At 55.2% G+C, this 18065-nt stretch carries 20 protein-coding genes; all 20 read left to right on the top strand.

The annotated features are described in order from the left end of the window. Positions 1 to 22: 22 nt before the first annotated feature. On the top strand, positions 23 to 595 hold the full coding sequence (pyrR, locus tag E5334_RS06665) for a bifunctional pyr operon transcriptional regulator/uracil phosphoribosyltransferase PyrR (protein WP_136012820.1): 573 nt from the start codon (positions 23 to 25) through the stop codon (positions 593 to 595). Continuing rightward, entirely contained in the window at positions 595 to 1527 is a 933-nt protein-coding gene (locus tag E5334_RS06660) for an aspartate carbamoyltransferase catalytic subunit (RefSeq protein WP_136012819.1), read from the top strand. Before pyrR ends, E5334_RS06660 begins: the two co-directional genes overlap by 1 nt. Beyond that, positions 1514 to 2806 carry a dihydroorotase gene (locus tag E5334_RS06655; protein ID WP_136012818.1) on the top strand — a complete coding sequence of 431 codons (1293 nt, stop codon included), beginning with the start codon at positions 1514 to 1516 and terminating at the stop codon, positions 2804 to 2806. The genes E5334_RS06660 and E5334_RS06655 overlap by 14 nt, the downstream gene beginning before the upstream one ends. Positions 2807 to 2876: 70 nt before the next feature. Next, a complete protein-coding gene (locus E5334_RS06650; RefSeq protein WP_136012817.1) occupies positions 2877 to 3668 on the top strand; it encodes a dihydroorotate dehydrogenase electron transfer subunit in 792 nt (263 codons plus the stop codon). Then, positions 3662 to 4588, top strand: coding sequence for a dihydroorotate dehydrogenase (locus E5334_RS06645; RefSeq protein ID WP_136012816.1), 927 nt, complete (start codon positions 3662 to 3664; stop codon positions 4586 to 4588). Before E5334_RS06650 ends, E5334_RS06645 begins: the two co-directional genes overlap by 7 nt. Next, positions 4582 to 5304 (top strand): orotidine-5'-phosphate decarboxylase, encoded by a 723-nt coding sequence (pyrF, locus tag E5334_RS06640; RefSeq protein ID WP_136012815.1) that lies wholly within the window; start codon positions 4582 to 4584, stop codon positions 5302 to 5304. The genes E5334_RS06645 and pyrF overlap by 7 nt, the downstream gene beginning before the upstream one ends. Before the next feature lie 57 nt (positions 5305 to 5361). Further along, entirely contained in the window at positions 5362 to 5964 is a 603-nt protein-coding gene (pyrE, locus tag E5334_RS06635; protein WP_136012814.1) for an orotate phosphoribosyltransferase, read from the top strand. Positions 5965 to 6067: 103 nt separating this feature from the next. After that, positions 6068 to 6376 (top strand): integration host factor, actinobacterial type, encoded by a 309-nt coding sequence (gene mihF / locus E5334_RS06630; RefSeq protein ID WP_136012813.1) that lies wholly within the window; start codon positions 6068 to 6070, stop codon positions 6374 to 6376. Positions 6377 to 6380: 4 nt separating this feature from the next. Next, positions 6381 to 6941, top strand: coding sequence for a guanylate kinase (gene gmk / locus E5334_RS06625; protein WP_136012812.1), 561 nt, complete (start codon positions 6381 to 6383; stop codon positions 6939 to 6941). 7 nt (positions 6942 to 6948) lie between these two features. After that, positions 6949 to 7230 (top strand): DNA-directed RNA polymerase subunit omega, encoded by a 282-nt coding sequence (locus E5334_RS06620; protein ID WP_136012811.1) that lies wholly within the window; start codon positions 6949 to 6951, stop codon positions 7228 to 7230. 1 nt (position 7231) lies between these two features. After that, on the top strand, positions 7232 to 8470 hold the full coding sequence (gene thiI / locus E5334_RS06615) for a tRNA uracil 4-sulfurtransferase ThiI (protein WP_136012810.1): 1239 nt from the start codon (positions 7232 to 7234) through the stop codon (positions 8468 to 8470). Between the two features lie 285 nt (positions 8471 to 8755). Then, a complete protein-coding gene (locus E5334_RS06610; RefSeq protein ID WP_167604337.1) occupies positions 8756 to 9562 on the top strand; it encodes a ComEA family DNA-binding protein in 807 nt (268 codons plus the stop codon). Further along, on the top strand, positions 9480 to 11930 hold the full coding sequence (locus tag E5334_RS06605; protein WP_136012808.1) for a DNA internalization-related competence protein ComEC/Rec2: 2451 nt from the start codon (positions 9480 to 9482) through the stop codon (positions 11928 to 11930). The genes E5334_RS06610 and E5334_RS06605 overlap by 83 nt, the downstream gene beginning before the upstream one ends. Positions 11931 to 11979: 49 nt before the next feature. After that, positions 11980 to 12933: a DNA polymerase III subunit delta gene (gene holA / locus E5334_RS06600; RefSeq protein WP_167604335.1), complete on the top strand. Its 954-nt coding sequence runs from the start codon at positions 11980 to 11982 to the stop codon at positions 12931 to 12933. A 95-nt stretch (positions 12934 to 13028) separates the two neighbouring features. Beyond that, on the top strand, positions 13029 to 13715 hold the full coding sequence (locus E5334_RS06595) for a CDP-alcohol phosphatidyltransferase family protein (protein ID WP_136012806.1): 687 nt from the start codon (positions 13029 to 13031) through the stop codon (positions 13713 to 13715). Further along, a complete protein-coding gene (locus E5334_RS06590) occupies positions 13712 to 14956 on the top strand; it encodes a D-alanyl-D-alanine carboxypeptidase family protein (protein WP_136012805.1) in 1245 nt (414 codons plus the stop codon). The genes E5334_RS06595 and E5334_RS06590 overlap by 4 nt, the downstream gene beginning before the upstream one ends. 5 nt (positions 14957 to 14961) lie before the next feature. Next, complete coding sequence (locus E5334_RS06585) at positions 14962 to 15855, top strand: aminomethyltransferase family protein (RefSeq protein WP_167604334.1); 894 nt, start codon at positions 14962 to 14964, stop codon at positions 15853 to 15855. Between the two features lie 42 nt (positions 15856 to 15897). Next, positions 15898 to 17100, top strand: a complete 1203-nt coding sequence (locus tag E5334_RS06580) for a MalY/PatB family protein (RefSeq protein WP_136012803.1) — start codon at positions 15898 to 15900, stop codon at positions 17098 to 17100. A gap of 67 nt (positions 17101 to 17167) precedes the next feature. Beyond that, positions 17168 to 17542, top strand: coding sequence for a RidA family protein (locus E5334_RS06575; RefSeq protein WP_136012802.1), 375 nt, complete (start codon positions 17168 to 17170; stop codon positions 17540 to 17542). A 105-nt stretch (positions 17543 to 17647) separates the two neighbouring features. After that, complete coding sequence (locus tag E5334_RS06570) at positions 17648 to 18064, top strand: FHA domain-containing protein (RefSeq protein ID WP_136012801.1); 417 nt, start codon at positions 17648 to 17650, stop codon at positions 18062 to 18064. The last annotated feature ends 1 nt before the right edge of the window (position 18065 follow it).

The following is an 18065-nucleotide window of genomic DNA, read 5'->3' as shown; positions in this document are numbered from 1 at the left end:
TTTTCTTTAGGAAGGGAGTCTGATGGATCACTGTGAACCCAAGGCCACCATCATGGACGAAGCCACGATGAAGCGTGCCATCACGCGTATCGCCCATGAGATCCTCGAACACAACGAGGGGTCAGAGACCATCGCGCTGGTGGGCATCGTGCGCCGCGGCGCAACGTTGGCTCGCATGTTGGCCGACGAGATCGAAGCTATCGAGGGGACTCGTCCACAGGTGGGTCTGCTGGACATCAGCTTTTATCGCGATGACGTGACCCGCTGCATCGCCCCGGTGCTTCATAAGACCGAGATTCCTTTTAACGTTGATGGTAAAGACATCATCTTGGTAGATGATGTGCTCTATACCGGCCGCACGGTGCGCTCGGCCTTGGACGCTCTGATGGACTTTGGCCGCCCGGCTACCATCCAGCTGGCTGTCATGGTAGACCGCGGCCACCGCGAGCTGCCCATTCGTGCCGATTATGTCTGCAAAAACGTTCCTTCTTCTCGCGACGAGGACGTGCGTGTGTGCCTGGAGCCCCTGGATGACCATGTGGCCGTCGAGATCTGGGATACCGAGTGCGAGAAGCACAACGGAGGTGTCGCCTAATGCTTTCGGTTCGCAATCTTATTGATACCACGTCGCTTACCGCCGACGATATCACCCAGATCTTGGATACCGCCCGCTCCTTCGCCGAGGTCAACAGCCGCTCCATCAAAAAGGTGCCCGCTCTGCGCGGCCGCACCATCGTGAACCTCTTCCTCGAGCCCTCTACCCGCACCCGCAGCTCCTTCGAGCTTGCCGAGAAGCGCCTCTCTGCAGACTCCCTCAATATGGGCGGCTCCACTTCTTCTGTAGTCAAGGGTGAGAGTTTGGCAGACACCATCCAAACTATCGACGCCATGAACGTAGATATGTTCATCTGCCGCGCCAAGTTTGCAGGCACCCCTCATCTCATTACCGAGAATACCGACGCCAAGGTGATCAATGCCGGTGACGGTAAGCACCAGCATCCCACCCAGGCCATGCTGGACCTCTATACCATCCGTGAGCATTTTGGGCATCTGGACGGCCTCAAGGTGGCTATCGTGGGCGACCTTCTCCACAGCCGCGTCTGCGGGTCTCTGGTGCCTGCACTAAAGACCATGGGTGCCGAGGTCACCCTGGTGGGACCCCCCACCTTCCAGGTGATTGATCCTTCCTACTATGGCGTCGAGCAGACTGCCTCCTTGGACGAGGTGCTTCCAGAGATGGATGTCATCTACATGCTGCGCGTCCAGCTGGAGCGCATGGGCGGAGCCGCCATCCCCAGCCGTCGTGAGTACAACCGTCTCTACGGTCTCGACGCCGCTCGCCACGCACGCATGAAGCCTGGTGCCATCGTGTGCCATCCTGGCCCCATGAACCGTGGCATGGAGATCATGCCCGAGGTGGCCGATGCTCCTAACTCTGTGATTCTTGACCAGGTCAACGCCGGTGTGTGCACCCGCATGGCCGCCATGTACCTGCTTTTGGGAGGAGAAGACAATGGTATTGCTTAAGGGCGCACGCGTAGTAGATCCCCAGGTGGGCCTGGATGCCGTTAAAGACGTGCTCATCGATGGCACGACTGTCGCGGCGCTCGACGATGTGATCGAGGCTTCTGACGGCGTTGAGGTCATCGACTGTGCCGGCAAGGTGCTTATGCCTGGCTTTGTGGATATGCACGTGCATTTCCGCGATCCTGGCTTCGAGTACAAAGAGGACATTCAGACCGGCGTCACTGCTGCTACCCATGGCGGCTATACCGACGTGGCCACCATGCCCAACACCAACCCCATCACCGATACGGGCACCAGCGTGCGCTATCAGATCGACCGTGGCATTGAGTTCGGTCTTGCCCGCGTCCACCCCATCGGCGCGCTCACCCACGGCGAGGAGGGCGAATCGCTGGCAGAAATCGGCGACATGACCATGGAGGGCGCATGCGGTTTCTCTGACGACGGCCATGGCGTGCAATCGGCCGGCATGATGCGCACCTGCATGGAGTATGTGAGCCAGTTTGACCGTCCTGTCATCGCCCACTGCGAAGACGAGTCCCTGACTGCCAACGGCGTCATCAACGAAGGCCGTGCAAGCACCCGCCTGGGTATGTTCGGTTGGCCGGCGCTGGGCGAGGAGATCGAGGTCATCCGCGATATCGAGCTTTGCCGTCTCACTGGGTGCCCGCTGCATGTGGCTCACATCTCCACGGCGCGCTCCCTGGATCTCGTGCGCCAGGCAAAGGCTGACGGCCTGCCTGTGACCTGCGAGGTCACCCCTCATCATCTCTTCCTCACCGAGGAAAACATCACCGACTCTTACAACACCAACCTCAAGGTGAACCCACCTCTGCGCACCCGCAACGACGTGGAGGCCCTTATCGACGGTCTCATCGATGGCTCCATCGATTGTGTGGTGTCCGATCATGCTCCTCACGCAGCCCATGAGAAGGACTGTGAGTTTGAGATCGCCTACTTTGGCACCATCGGCCTCGAGACCACTGTGCCTCTGCTGGTATCCAATCTTGTGAACCGCGGCCTTCTTCCCTGGAGCCGTCTGGTTGAGGCCTGCGCGGTGAAGCCCCGCGAGATCCTTCGTCTGGATCCAGTGAAAGTCGAAGTAGGCGGCGAGGCCACCTTCACCATCGTCGATCCCTGCGCTGAGGTCGCTGTGACTCAGGATTACTTCGACTCCAAATCCAAGAACTCGGCGTTCTTGGGAATGCGTCTCACCGGCGCCGCTTCCGATGTTTTTGTTGATGGCAAACAGACCTTGGTCAATGGCGTAGTGGCGGAGTAGCTACACTGAAATGGCGTCTCTCGGATGGGGGACGCCATTTTTGCGTGTGTTTCAAAAGAAAGGAGGACCCATGCCGACACCCTCTGCCGCACGGGTTCACACTGCCACTGTTGTGGACAACGTGCAGGTGGCCGAAGGCCTCTGGCGCCTGGTGTTTAGGGCGCCCAAGCTTGCTGCAAACATCTCATCTGGCCAGTTCTTCAGCATCGCGGTTCCAGGAGCCCCCAAGCAGCTGGCTCGAATCCCTCTGTCCTTCTCCATCGCAGATTTTGACGCCGGCACCATCGAGACGGTCTACGCCGTCGTTGGCCCAGGAACCCAGGCGCTCTCCCAGATGGCTCCGGGTGCCACCACTACGGTGCTTGGCCCTGGCGGGCATGGATGGAAGCTGGACACCTTCACCAAACGTTGCCTCCTGGTGGCCGGCGGCATAGGCGTCACCCCTATCATCTCTGCAGCTAACACCTTGGGTCTTGAGGGTTTGGAATACGACGTCATCATGGGCGCGCGCACCGCTTCCATGCTCTGGGGCGCAGACCGCCTGCTTACCTATGGCGCAGGCTCAGTGGTGGTGGTCACAGATGACGGCACTGCTGGAGCCAAAGGCACTACGGTGGATGCCCTTGAGGCGGCCCTTCCTACCGAGAAGTACGATCTCGTGCTCACCTGCGGCCCTGAACCCATGATGAGGTGTGTGGCAGAGCTTTGCCAGAAGGCCGATGTGGCCTGCCAGGTCTCCATGGAGCGTATGATGACCTGCGGCTTTGGCGCCTGCGCTACCTGCGTGGTGGATACCAAAGACGGCAAGGTAGGCGCTTGCATGGGCGGTCCGGTCTTTGATGCAAATGAGGTGGTCTGGTGAGCACTCCAAATATGGCCGTAAATCTTGGCGGCGTAGAACTTAAGAACCCTGTGACGACCGCAGCGGGCACTTATGGTTTTGGTTGGCAGTTCGAGGGCTTCTATGATGTCTCTTGCCTTGGCGCCATCACCACCAAGGGCTGTGCCAACAAGCCCTGGCCTGGCAATGCTGCTCCCCGTATGTGCGATGTCACCTCTGGCGTCATGAATTCTGTAGGCTTGCAAAACCCCGGCGTGCGCGGTCTGGTAAATCAGGCAGGGGAGTACTTGGAGAAGCTCTCTGAGCGCGGTTGCAAGGTTATCTGTCAGGTAGCCGGGCACTCTCCCGAGGAGTACGTGGAGGCTGTCGAGCTCTTCGAGGAGCTGGCTCCTTGGGCGGCTGCCCTAGAGATCAACATCTCCTGCCCCAATATCTCTGCTGGCGGAGCTGCCATTGGATCCACCCCCGAGGGTGCAGCCTCTGTCATCTCTGCAGTGCGCGATCGCACCAAACGTCCGCTTTTGGTCAAGCTGGCTCCTGCCAATGTGGTGGAAGTCTCCCGCGCTCTTGAGGCGGCCGGCGCCGATGCGCTCTCGGTCATCAATTCCATCCCGGCCATGGCCATCGATGTGAACACCCGCCGCTCCAAGCTCTCCCGTCCTACCGGCGGCCTTTCCGGCCCCTGCTTGCACAATATCGCCGTGCGCATGGTCTGGGAAGTGGCTCAGGCGGTCAAGCTTCCCATCAATGGCGTGGGCGGCATCATGACCTGGGAAGACGCAGCGGAGTTCATCTTAGCTGGAGCCACCTCTGTCTCGGTGGGCGTCGCCAACCTCATCAATCCCGATACTGCTCCCAAGGTGCTTGAGGGCCTTGCCCAATGGGTGAGCGACCAGGGCGCAGATGACATCAATGACCTCATTGGAGCCTTCGAATGCTAACAGACGACCAAGCTCGCGACGCCGTAATCGTGGCGCTTGACTGCTCTGCCCAAAAAGCCTTGGAGACCGCCCGCCTATTGAGCGGCCACGCCCGTTGGCTCAAGGTGGGCATGACGCTGTTCTACGCCGCCGGCCCCTCCATCGTCGAGACCTTTAAATCTCAGGGATACCAGGTATTTTTAGACCTCAAGCTCTTTGACATTCCCCATCAAATCGAGGGCGCTGCAGCCTCAGCAGCCGCCTGTGGAGCTGACCTTCTCTCCATCCATGGTTTGGGCGGTGCCGCCATGGCCCAGGCTGCTCGTCGTGGTGTGGAGTCTCAGGCTGCCGAGAAACCCGCCTGCTGCAACTTGGTGGCCATCACGGTGCTCACTTCCATGAGCGAAGAGGACGCTAGCTCTGTGGGCATTGAGACACCCATCGCCAAGGAGGTCTCTCGATTGGCGTCTCTGGCGTGCTCCAATGGCGCTGACGGCATCGTATGCTCGCCTCAGGAAGCTCAGGCCATGCGACAGCTATTGGGATCCCAGGCACGCATTGTGTGCCCAGGAGTGCGCCCTCAGGGCGCCCAGATGGGCGATCAGAGCCGAGTAGCCACGCCTCTGGTCACCCTTAAGGCCGGTGCGAGCCAGATCGTGGTGGGCCGCCCCATCATGAACGCCCCTGATCCCCTTAAAGCCTTCGAGGACATCGTCTTAGAGCTTCAGGGACAATAGGGTTTACTTCTGGTTTTCATTTTTTCTGTCCATTTTCTAGCCAAGGAGCACCGTTTCATGGAGACATCTGTGCGCTTAGACGACCAGGCGATCCTTCAGATCCTCAAAGACACCGGAGCCATTCGCCATGGCCATTTCGTTCTCACCAGCGGACGTCATTCAGACACCTATGTGCAATGCGCCCGCGTTATGGAGAGTCCTCGCACTACGGTGGACCTTGCCAGAGAGGCTGCCCTGCGCTTGCCGGAGGACGTGCGCTCCTCAGTGGATCTGGTCATCTCTCCTGCGGTGGGTGGCATCACCTTTGGTTTCGCCATGGGCTATGTGCTGGGCGTAGATTTTATCTTTGCCGAGCGTCAGGCAGGCGTTATGACCCTTCGCCGCTCCTTTGAGATTCCCCAAGAAGCCAACGTGCTGGTTTGCGAAGACGTAGTCACCACCGGTGGGTCTGTCAAAGAGGTCTGCGACCTCGTCGAGGATGCCGGCGCTACGGTGGCAGGCGTGGTGTCCATTATCGATCGTAAGACCGATCGCAAGTTTGATGCCCCATTTTTCCCGTTATTGGGTCTCGAAGTGGCTTCATGGACCCCTGAAGAATGCGAATTATGTGCCAAAGGCGGTAAAGCGGAGTCTCTTGGGTCCCGAAAACTTGCAAAATAGCCGCTAGATTGCCAAAATGCCTGTAGCGAACGCCGGCTCGATGGTATCATCCTGCCGGTGTTTCTATCTGTGAGTTCGATTCATACTGAATAGGAGTTCTTCTATGGCACTTCCCCAGCTTTCCGAAGAGCAGCGTGCTGAGAACCTTAAAAAGGCTGCTGCTGCCCGTCACGCCCGCGCCGAGCTTCGCGAGAAGATCAAGAACGGTGAGGTTTCCCTCGAGGAGGTTCTGAACTCTGAGGATCCTGCAGCCGCTCGCATGCCTGTCCGCGCTCTTATCGAGTCGCTGCCTGGCTATGGCAAGGCCAAGGCCACCAAGATCATGGAAGAGCTCGATATCTCCCAGAAGCGTCGCGTCCAGGGGCTGGGTGCCCGTCAGCGCGAGCGTCTGCTCGAGATCCTCTCCCGCTAGCATCATGGCACCGCGCCTGTTCGTTGTATCAGGTCCTTCTGGGGCCGGGAAAGGCACGTTGGTCTCTCGTGTGCGAGAAGCCCGTCCCGATCTTGGTCTCTCGGTGTCTGCCACTACACGCGATCCTCGTCCTGGTGAGGAAGATGGCGTCGCCTATCACTTCCTCACCGACGAAGCCTTTGACCAAGCAATTCAAGAGGGTCGCTTTCTTGAGTGGGCACACGTGGCCGGTCACCGCAGCGGCACGCTTTTGAGCGAAGTAGACAAAAACTTGTCTCAAGGCCACTCCCTCATCCTAGAGATCGATGTTCAGGGTGCCTTGCAGGTCAAAGAGATTTATCCAGACGCAGTGCTGGTCTTTATCGAGCCTCCTTCAAAAGAAGAGCTCGAACGTCGCCTTCGCGGTCGCGGCACAGAAGCCGAGAAAGACGTGCAACTGCGTCTGGGAATCGCTGCTCAAGAGATGGAGCTGGCTAGCTCCTACGATGCACGGGTAATAAATGATGATCTAGAAGTCGCCACGCACGAGTTGTTGGACGTTTTGTCGTCCTTTGAATCTGAATAGAGGTTGCATGTCCATCATTAATCCTCCTATCGACGATCTGCTGGCTAAGGCAGAGGAGAATCCCTTCCTTTTATGCTCCATTGCCTCCAAGCGCGCTTGTGATATCAACAATATGCTGCGTGGTCAGCATATGCGCGTGACAGCTGTTCAGGATGTAGATGACATCACCACCGTTGTGAGCGGTAAGGATCCCATCTCCATCGCCATGGATGAGATCGAAGATGGCGTTCTGAGCTATAACCAGGGCGATTTTGATGTAGAGATCGCCGACGGCGATACCAACAACTAGCATGGCTTCACGCTGCTGTCTGATTCACTATCATGAGATTGGCCTCAAAGGTAAGAATCGTTCTACCTTTGAGCGTCAACTTATGACTAATCTCGCTCATGGTTTAAGAGGGTTGCCCGTAGCTTCGATCTCGCGGGTTTCCGGTCACCTTTTGGCCACCTTCTCCAGTCCAGAGGCGCCTGAGCAAGCCATGCCACTCATCGCTCGGATTCCTGGAGTGGCAAGGGTATCTTTGGCGTTTCGCACCGCTCAAGATCCTGCTGAGTATCTTCCGGCTGCCGTTTCTGCTCTTGGAGAGGTGGAGCATTTCTCTACCTTCAAGGTGCAGGCCAAGCGAGCAAATACCAGCTACCATCTGCATACCATTGAGCTCAATCGTGAAGTGGGAGCAGCGCTTTGCGAAGCTTTCCCCACAAAAGATGTGGATGTACACAATCCAGAGGCGACAGTGCACGTGCTCTTTAACGAGGGCGATGTATATATCTATTCGCAGTCTGAGCGTGGTGTAGGAGGCTTGCCTGTAGGCACTGCGGGAAAATGCGTGTCGTTGTTCTCCAGCGGCTTTGATTCTCCTGTAGCTACCTGGATGATGGGTCGCAGAGGTGCCACAATGGTTCCGGTTCATTTCTCGGGCAGACCTCAAACCTCTGATGCCTCAGAATGGCTCTGCCAAGATCTTGTAGAAGCCATGGCATCAGAGGGAGCTATAGGGCGTCTCTATGTAGTGCCCTTCGGTGATTGCCAGCGAGAGATTGCCTTGGCGGTGCCTCAGGCGCTTCGTATCATCATGTATCGACGCTTGATGTATGCGGTGGCAGAGCAAATAGCGCATATAGAGGGTGCCAAAGCTCTTGTGACCGGGGAATCGTTGGGTCAAGTGGCCTCTCAAACTTTAGAGAACATCACCGCTACTTCAGAAGTAGTAACCACTATGCCAATCCTGCGGCCCCTTATCGGCACAGACAAGCAGGAGATCATTGCGAGAGCCAAAGCCATCGGAACTTATGAGGTCAGTGAGCAGACGGCTCCCGATTGTTGTACGCTTTTCATGCCTCGCCGTCCTGAAACCCATGCGAAGCCAAAGGCAGTGTCAGAGGCTTGGGCAAGTTTTGACCATGCGGCTATGGTAGAAACCCTATTGGGGTCTCTAGAGTATGTTGACTATGATTTCTGTCCTTCTTACAAACCAGCTAAGCGTTGGGCAGAACTTCATACTGCGCTTGCTCATGCATCCTTCTAAGAACAGCGCTTCTGCAAGAAGAGATCTAGCGCGCCCTGACGGTATCCAGCATTTTTGGTAGTGCTGGATGCCTTTTTTTGTCAGACTCCTTTAATGTGGGGAAGCTGTGAAACATTCATATTGTGAATAATACAATAGATGAAATAACATCCTAGGTCTTACCTGCGAATTCAGACCCATTTTCTTCTACTTGACTAAAAAGTGTCAGAAATTGGTCAGAAGCCATTATTACTCTGAGCCATCCAAATGGCCTTCTGGCTTGGTCGATCTAGGAAGGGAAGGGCGATGGCTCAAAAAAGGATCAAGGAAAGCTCGATTCATAATTGGGCAAGGGCGGTAAAGCGCCTAGTTCCTCAACCACAAAAGATGCTCATCGTAGCAGTTGTGGCGGTACTGGGGCTTTCTGCCTTGGGCGGGATGGTCTTGTTGCAAGGACAAGGAATCGTAGTAGCAAGACCTCAAAACACTCAAGTAGAATCAACTAACACTCAAGTAGAAGATGAAGGTAATGGTAACTCGGAATCTCAACTAAAGGATGAAGATGGTTTAGAGTCGCGAACATCGAGTGATGAATCTGCGAATTGCGAAAGAGAACAAGTCATCAAACATTACAAAATACATGTGGATGGGGCAGTGGCAAACCCTGGTATCTATACACTTGATGCTTCTGATGCTCGAGTTTCTGATGCAGTGGAATGCGCCGGAGGATTGGTAGAAAGCGCGGATACAAGCGCGATAAATTTAGCCGAGGTGCTCGTTGATGGAGCAAAAGTGCACATTCCTTCAATGGGCGAGGAGCCTAAACCTCAAGGATCGGCTCAGGTTATAGAAGGTTCTAGCTCAACTGCAAGTTCTGGTAGTGGCGGGAAGTCCTTGTCGGCATCAGGGAGCCCAGAGAATGCACTGATCAATCTCAACAGTGCCACCATAGAAGAGCTGCAGACGTTGCCTGGTGTGGGGGAGGCTACTGCGAAGGCCATTGTGGAGGACAGAGAAGCTCACGGACCCTATGCCTCACCGGAGGATCTCATGCGAGTGTCAGGGATTGGCGAGAAGAAGTTTGCCAAGTTGCAAGACAAGGTCTGCGTGTAGCATGCAGTCCTCTCCTTATCCGGAACGTCCGGTATTGCCCCCTATGCTCTGGGCGTTTGTGACAGTGGCTTTCATTTGTGCTTTGATTCTTAGGGCAGATGTTCGTTGGCTTTCCTGGATCTACCTTGGTTGTGGCCTTGGATTTGCAGTGATCCTTTTGTGTGGGCTGCGCATTGAGAAGGCCAAAGGCCTTTGTATGCTATTGATAGCAGTGGGCCTATTGGCGCTTTTCGTCTCCACTCTCAAACGTCAACTGGTGGAAGATTGCAAAACCGAATTCAGCGAAGTGCCTATTTCTGCCATGGCCTTTGAAACCACTTCTGAATCCGTACCCTCGGCGCAAGGCTATAGAACCACTGCTAACGCCTATCTTCCCAGCGGGGCTCAAACAGTCTGCTGGCTCAGTAGCGATGAGCCTCTAAATGCAGGATACCTTCTCAAGGGTGTTGGTAGGTTTAGCGCACCTCAGGATGAGTTTGCGGCGTTTTGCAAGGCCAGAGGGCTGGCAGGCACAGTCAAATTGGTAGCCATTGGTAGTAGTGGGCCAGCCTCAGGGCTTCAAGCCGCACTTTTAAGGTGGCGCGCTCAGCAGTTGCAAGCCTTCGACGATCAAGCAAGCGACGAGCATGCGCTGCTTGCGGCTATGGTGACAGGATCTCGGTCTGCCGCACAGCAGCGAGGCATCATGGATTTATGTTCCCAGGTAGGCATCTCTCATTTGGTGGCAGTATCAGGAGCTCATTTGGCTATCCTGGCAGCTCTTATGGCCGCCGCTATCCAAAAACTGCCGCTTGGCCATAAAACCTCTTTGGCCATTCAGGGGCTGATGGGCCTGGTTTATGTATGCTATTGCGGCTCTCCACCTTCTGCTCTGCGAGCTTGGTCCATGTCTCAGCTTTCTTTGGGAGCCAGGTGGCGAGGAAGAAAAGCATCGTCTTTGAATGCTCTCGGTTGCGTAGGCTGCATCTATTGCTTAATCAATCCTGCCGTCACAGGAGAGCTGGGCTTTGTGCTTTCTGTTTTGAGTGTCGGGGCGATGGTGCTTTTTGGCCCTTGGCTAAGAGCTGCGACAAAACAAGTGCTGCCTCGGCGGCTAAAGGCCCCAGTTCATTCCCGGCATCTACGAGTGCTTGCCCAACAGGTGGGGCAAGCTTCCCAAGCGGGAATTTTATGCTTTTGTGCCACTTCGCTATTGGTGGCAGCTACCTTCTCGAGAATTTCGCTCCTAGGGCCTTTAGTATCGGCGCTTCTGGCACCTTTATTTAGTCCTCTCATGATGATGGGGCTCGCCTCTTTTGCTACATCTTCGATACCGCTAGTTGGTGTTCTTACCAATCAAGCGGCCTCTGGGTTGGCGGGCCTCTTTTTGGGCGGCGCAAGGCTGGCGGCCATGATACCTGGAACAAGCTTTTCTATTGAGCTGGAAGAGTCGGTCGCATTCTTAGGAATGGCGCTAATGACAGCAGTGTTTTTAGTGGCGTGGCCCAAGCCATCATCACGCGCTCTTAAGGCGGCGCTAGGCGGAATATGCTGCATTTTGATAGCAATGGCACTTAGCCCTATGACCATTCCGGCTCAGCTTGGCGTGCTCGATGTGGGACAGGGAGATGCCATCTTGGTGCGAGAGGGTTCCCAGGCCATCCTTGTGGATTGCGGGCCTGATGACTCTGTTGCCCAGGCCTTGCAGCGCCAAAACGTGCGCTCGTTGGATGCGATCATTTTGACCCATCAGCATGATGATCATTATGGGGGTCTTAAGGCGCTTGCATCTTATGTGCGACCAAAAAAGATCTTTGTCGCCAGGGGAGTGGCTTCTTCGCTGAGCCCAGAAGTATCCTCTCTAATAGATCAGATAGGCTGTCCTGTAGAAGAGGTTTCCTTTGGCGATCGGCTCGAAGTGGGCTCTTGGACCTTGGAGGTGCTCTGGCCTCAAGAGCAAGTGGACGGCTCGGAGAATGAGCATTCCCTATGTCTCAAAGCCACCTGTAAGCTGGGACTTGTGGCTCTGCTTACTGGAGATGCAGAGCAAGGAGAACTAGCTCATATCGCACGCGAGGTAGGGCAGATAGACTTACTCAAAGTGGGACATCATGGATCTGCGGTGTCGATTTCACCTGAGGAAGCTCATATTTTGCAGCCTGTGCTTGCAGTGGCTTCTGCGGGAGCCCACAACCGCTATGGGCATCCCTCTGAGGAATGTCAGCAGGTACTGGCTGAGGCTCATAGTGGGTTTTTGTGCACAAAGGATGCGGGAGACATCGTGGTACAAGGCCAGAAGACAGAGGAAGGCAATCTTTCCGTGCACTGTGAGCATGCCGGGATTCTCAAGGGGCCCTCTGGGCGAGAAACATTGGATGCGGTAGCCTAACTAAAGTGAGAAAGCGGGAAATCTAGGCTTGAGAGAGAAGGACCGCGAGGTGAATCCAGTATATGCTGCCATTGGGGGCAACAAACCCAAGCGTGATCGAGCGGTGGCAAAGCTCAAAAGCCACGTGGATCCAGCTTTTGAGAGCTTCAACCTGGCTGAGTTCCCAGAGGGTTCCTCGCTAGAAGCTGCAGATCTTATGTCCTCTTTAGAGCAGCTGCCTTTTGGTGCAGAGCAACGTATCGTGATTGTGCATGAGGCCGACAAGCTTCCCAAAGAGACCTCAGATGCCATTGTGGGCTATCTCAAAGACCCTAATTTGGCGTGCGTGCTGCTTTTAGAGGCAGATAAACTCGCCAAAAACACCAGGCTCTACAAAGCCGTGGCTTCCAGCAGCCCTCAGGCAATCATTGCGTGCGAATCTCTTAAGGCCTACGAGATTCCGGGCTATATCCGTCAAGAAGGCTCTCGCTTGGGTCTTACTGTGCTTCCGGACGCAGCCGATGAAATGGCCTCTCGTCTAGGGGAGACCTTAGAGCTTATCGACACTACTTTGGAGTCCATCGTGAGGGTCCATGGTCCGCGCACGTTGGTGGACAAAGCATTGGTCAAAGCAGAAGTGCCCCGAGTAGTGGAACCTAAACCCTGGGACTTTTGCGATGCGGTCTGCAGGAGAAATCTCAGAGAGGCCCTGGAGATTTATGGCCGGTTCGACGACAACACCGAGGTGCTCCTTCATAAAATGCTGGTGGACAGGCTGCGGGAGCTTCTGGTGATGAAGTCGCTGGTATCTCAGGGAAAGCCAGGGGATTTCAAGCGCCATTTTGCCAATAAGGCGTGGATGGCCAACAAGCTCACTGGATGGAGCAGGAACTTCTCGGCAGCGGAACTCCGGCAGGCTCTTGCAGCCGCCATACCCTGCGAGCAGGCCATCAAAGGATCAAAGGATGCCAAGACTGCCATGATCGCCTGGTGCGCCTCCATTTGTGCAAAAAATCCAAGCTGACGTAATTGTTAGGTTGCAGAAAGGCAGGTTGGGGGGCTATCGCTTAAGGGTTAGGGTACACTTCCTGACAGGAAAACAGGCATCAGGAGGTATCAGTGAAGCTCAAGTTCTTGGAGGACAAAATACATGCTGCGGACCCATCCGCGCCCGTGGGGACCTCCAACAATCCTAGCTTTCAGATCTTAACTGTTGCCAACTGCATCACTGTTGCAAGAATCGTTCTTACGGTCGTCTTCTTGGTGCTCTTCGTCCAGCATTTCAACAGACTTGTCTGCCTGATCATCTATGCCGTCGCAGCTCTTACAGACTTCGTGGATGGCCAGGTGGCTCGACGCACCCAAACGGTGAGTTGGTTTGGCAAGCTACTGGATCCTGCGGTAGATCGCTTCCTTATATTCACCGGCGTCATCGGTCTCTGTGTAGTGGGCGACCTCCCGCTCTGGATCCCTGTGGCCCTCATCGGCCGCGATGTGGTGCTGGCCTGTGGCATGGCGCGCTTGCAGCACTACCGCAAACGTCCTGTAGACGTGCTTTTTATTGGCAAGGTGGCCACTGCGGTTTTGCTTGCAGGATTCAGCTGGTTGCTTTTGGACGTGCCCATTGTGAATGGCTTTCACTTGATCGATGTGAGCTGGCTTCCATTGCTCAATTCTCAGCCTGGTTGTCCTGCGCTTTTGGTCATCTATGCAGGTGTTATCATATCTCTAACTACTGGTATACTTTATATACTTGAAGGCTTTCAGATTCGCGACGAGTTCATCGAAGAGGGCGGTGAGAAGTGACATTCTCTTCTGTCAGCACGTTTGCTCCTAGAACTGCCGAGAAACCCTTGCATCCCATCCTGCAGCCTTCACGCCCTCGAACTCACCTTTTCCCCTTTCGCTTTGTCGCCTGCCTGCTGCTTGCAGCCATTTATTTTGCTCTCCTAGGTCCTACTGCTGCGTGGGCGATCTCTAGCCAGCCCACTATTAGCGAGGCGCAAGCCTGGTGCATTACCGATGAGACTGGCGCCGTCTTGGCCTCATCCTCTGAAGACGAACTGTTTGCGCCGGCATCTATCACCAAAGTCCTTACTGCCTGCGTGGCGCTGGACAAAGGTGTGGCTCCAGACACGGTGATCACCATTCCTCAAATGCCCGAGGAGGGATGGGAGGCGGCCCAAAGAGCCGGTTATGCACCGGGGACCACGGCAACTTTTAAAGATCTTTTGGCGGTGATGCTGGTCTACTCGGCCAACGATGCTGCCTATGCCATCGCCGAGTACGTGGGTGGAAGCCAGTCTGGATTTGCTCAAATGATGAATGAAAAGGCTCAGCAGATCGGCATGACCAACTCCACATTCAAAAACCCCCATGGGCTTGAAGAAGAAGGGCATCTCACCTGCGCTCGCGATCTGTGCCTTTTAGGCCGTTACGCCCTGACGCACTATCCGCTCATTGCAAAATGGGTGCATACGCCTCAGGTGACTGTGCCTGTGAATGGCCAAGATCTGACCTTTTCCAGTACAGATGAGCTCATGGGAACATACAAGCCGCTCATTGGTATAAAGACAGGCAAAGTGGAGGCAGGATGCACGTTTTTGGGGGCGGCGCGCAAGAACAATGTGACCCTGTATACCTGCGTCTTGGGCTGCGCCACCAGTGACGGCCGCTTCAGGGATACCCGCAACCTCATGGAATGGGCTTTTTCCACCTATAAGAACGTAGCGGTGACACGCGCAGGCCAGACAGTGCAAACCAATCCCTTTGCCTTCAGGTATGGTTATGAAGTGCCTGTAAGCTCTCCGGTGACAACCCATGCCATGATTTGGCCCGATGATGTGGCTTGTTCTTATACGCGCACGCTCACTTCTTCAAACCAGTTGCTCTCTAGCCAGGCAACCTGTGGGGTTGAGCAATGGCGCCAGGGAGATCGCATCGTGGCCGCCACCTCTTTTGAGACCGGTTGGCCCCAACCCTCCTTTAGACCCTATAGATGGACTTTCGATTGGGCGGCTCACGCGGTTGCTCGGAAGGTGGCGTAACTCCTATGAGCGATCAGTCTGATTCTCGGGGAAAAAGCGGTGTTCTCTCTCAAGAGCACGCCTTGCTAGGTGCGGCCCTTGAGCCTGCAGCTAACGGCTATCTCGAGGCCTCCTATTATGGCGATGGATCTCAAGAACCTGAGGCATTCGATCAGGGGGCAGCCCTTTGCGATGTGGGCAGCCTGGTTTCTACCTGCATCTCTGGCAAAGAGGCCGCAGCTTTTGTGTCGGCAGTCTTCACAGGTCCCGTGCCCTTTGCAGGTCAGCTGGTCTGCTCGCTAGCACTCACCGGCACGGGCACTGTGGTGTCGCCTGCATTGGTAGCAGGTATCGGCCCTCAAGACTTTTGTATCTGGGCGCCTGCAGAGACTGCAGAGGGCTTGGACTCTTGGCTTCACGGCATTGCCGCCATTGATCAAGATGGGAAAGCCCCCTATGCATCGGTCGCCTTTGAGCCTGGAGCGCCGTTTTCAACCATGCTGGCCATGGTGGGACCACAGGCGCCTCAAGTCTTAGGAGACTACCTGGCGCGGGGCGTAAAGCTTCCTGCTCCTGGTACATTGTCCAACATCTCCCTCGATGCCATCGACACTGTTATGCTGCATCCGCAGATCCCCGGCGCCTCTCAAAAGGATCCGCACAATCATGCCTACCTTATGGTGATACCTAATCAAAAAGTGACGGTACTTTGGCGCAGCTTCTTGTCCTTCAATAGCGTGACTCCGGTGGGCACCTCGGCTTTCTGGGGATGGATTCAAGAGAAGTGTCCAGGTATCGTAGACCTTCTGGATGAGCCCACCAAGCCTCAGACCCCTCAAGACCTGCATTTGAAAGATTGGCTCAGGCCCACAGAGGATTTCATCGGGGCTCGAGCGCTGGCCGATGGGCAAATCCCATAGCCCAGATGTGAGGCTCGTGTAAGAGATAGGGGAGACTTTGCTATGACCTACGATTTCACTACGGTGCAAAACAGGCGCGGACAGGGTTCTTCCAAATGGCAGGCGATGGACGAGGCTGCACCCCATCACGGCCCTGAGGCAGTGCCCTTCTCGGTAGCAGATATGGAATTTGCTACAGCGCCAGAGATTGTGGCGGCTCTGCACGAGCTCTGCGATTCGACAGTTTTGGGCTACACGGTGCCTACCTCCAACTATCTGCATACCGTATGTCAATGGCAACGCCAGCGTCACAGCTGGGACGTCGACTCTTCTTGGATCGTCACTTCACCAGGTGTGGTGCCTGCTTTGGGTTACGGCATCGAGGCCGCTACGGCCCCAGGCGATCAGGTGATCATCCAGCCGCCGGTCTACTATCCCTTTAGCGAGGTCATAGAGCAAACTGGCAGAAAGGTCGCGCGAAATCCCCTGCGTCTCACTCAGGCTGGTTACCAGCTGGATCTGGAAGGATTCGAAGCCCTCTGCAAAGATCCGGCTACTACGGCATTCATCCTCTGCAACCCTCACAATCCTGTAGGTCGCGTATGGAGCCGAGAAGAGCTTACCTCCATAGCAGATATCTGCGCTGCTCATGGGGTGACTGTCATTGCTGATGAGATCCATGGCGACCTTATACTCGATGGCTACGAGCATTTTTGTTTTGGCAGACTGCTGAAGAAGCGACCTGCCCTAAAATCCATCGTGTGTACGGCACCTTCTAAAACCTTCAACCTTGCAGGGCTTCAATGCTCCAACATCTTTATTCCGGATCAAGAGCTTAGAGAGCGCTTTGCTGCAGCCGCTAAGAATGCTGGTGTGTGGAATCTCAACTGCTTTGCCTATCGGGCTTGCGAGGCGGCCTACAGGCAAGGATCTCCTTGGCTCCGCGAGCTTCTTCAGGTGATTCAGCGCAACTATGATCTGGTAAAAGAACATATGACCAATTCCTGGCCGAAAAGCTGGGTGGCGCCTCTGGAAGGCACCTATCTTGCTTGGATAGACCTTAGGTTTACAGGCGCTACCGCTCAAGAGCTCGAGCAAGCCATGCAGGCGCACGATCTCTTCTTTGACGAAGGCGCTATCTTTGGCCTCGAGGGAGAGGGATTCGAGCGCTGGAATCTGGCATGTCCCACTTCGCTTATTCTAGAGGCGCTTCCTCGATTGGATGTAGCCCTTCGTGATCTTTGCGCTTGTGACGCTCTCTCTTAAGCTGTGAGGCACGCTTCAATCCTCGCCGAGCTCTTAAGAGGATCATTATATTTTAAGGAGTTGATCTATGTACTCGTTGAGCAGCCCAAACGCGCCTCAGCCCTCAGGCCCCTTCTCTCAAGGCTCTTCGGCAGCGCGCTATGTCTTTATCTCTGGTCAGCTTCCTATCACCGCAGAAGGCCAAAAGCTCACAGAGGCTTCTATCGGCTCGCAAACGGTGCAGGTAATCAAAAACATCGAGGCTATTCTGGCAGACGTCGACCTCACCATCTCTGACGTGTGCAAAACCACCGTTTACCTGGCAGATCTCTCAGATTTGGCCGCCGTGGACGAGGTCTATTCCGAGCGCTTTGAAAAGCCTTATCCAGCCCGTTCGGTGCTTGAGGTGTCACGATTGCCCCATGGGGCGCGAATTCAGATGGAAGCTGTGGCCTGTAGATAAACTATATATGCCTACATAGGACCCAATGTCTGATGAGAGATGCCAGGCATGGGGCTCTTGGTGCGTTACAATGGAGATTCACAAGGTTACAGCTAGGAGGCTTCGATGTCAGACACCCCCCAATCCAACGACGCCACCAGCATCTTTCGTATGCCCTCTACAGATGCCACGGTTCCTGATCTCATGGGCTCCCAGCGTCTGTCTAACCCTACGCTCTCCATCGTAAAGGGACCTCATACCGGCACTACGTTTGTGCTTGATACGCCAGAGATCACCATTGGTCGCGATCCTTCCAACAGCGTCTTTTTGAATGACATGACGGTGTCTCGCCATCATGCCAAGATGCATCTTGTTCCGGGAGCTAACTCCATCGAGGATCTGGGCTCTCTTAACGGCACTTGGGTCGATGGCGCCATCATCAATCGTGCCATGTTGGAAGATGGCTCTACTATTCAGGTGGGCACATTCCGCATGATCTTCCATACCACCCAAAACACCAGCCGTATCCCTGTGGAAGCCTAAG

Origin of the sequence: Muricaecibacterium torontonense (genome assembly GCF_004793925.1) — a bacterium.
Taxonomy (GTDB): domain Bacteria; phylum Actinomycetota; class Coriobacteriia; order Coriobacteriales; family Atopobiaceae; genus Leptogranulimonas; species Leptogranulimonas caecicola.
This window is presented reverse-complemented; position numbering and strand designations above follow the sequence as displayed.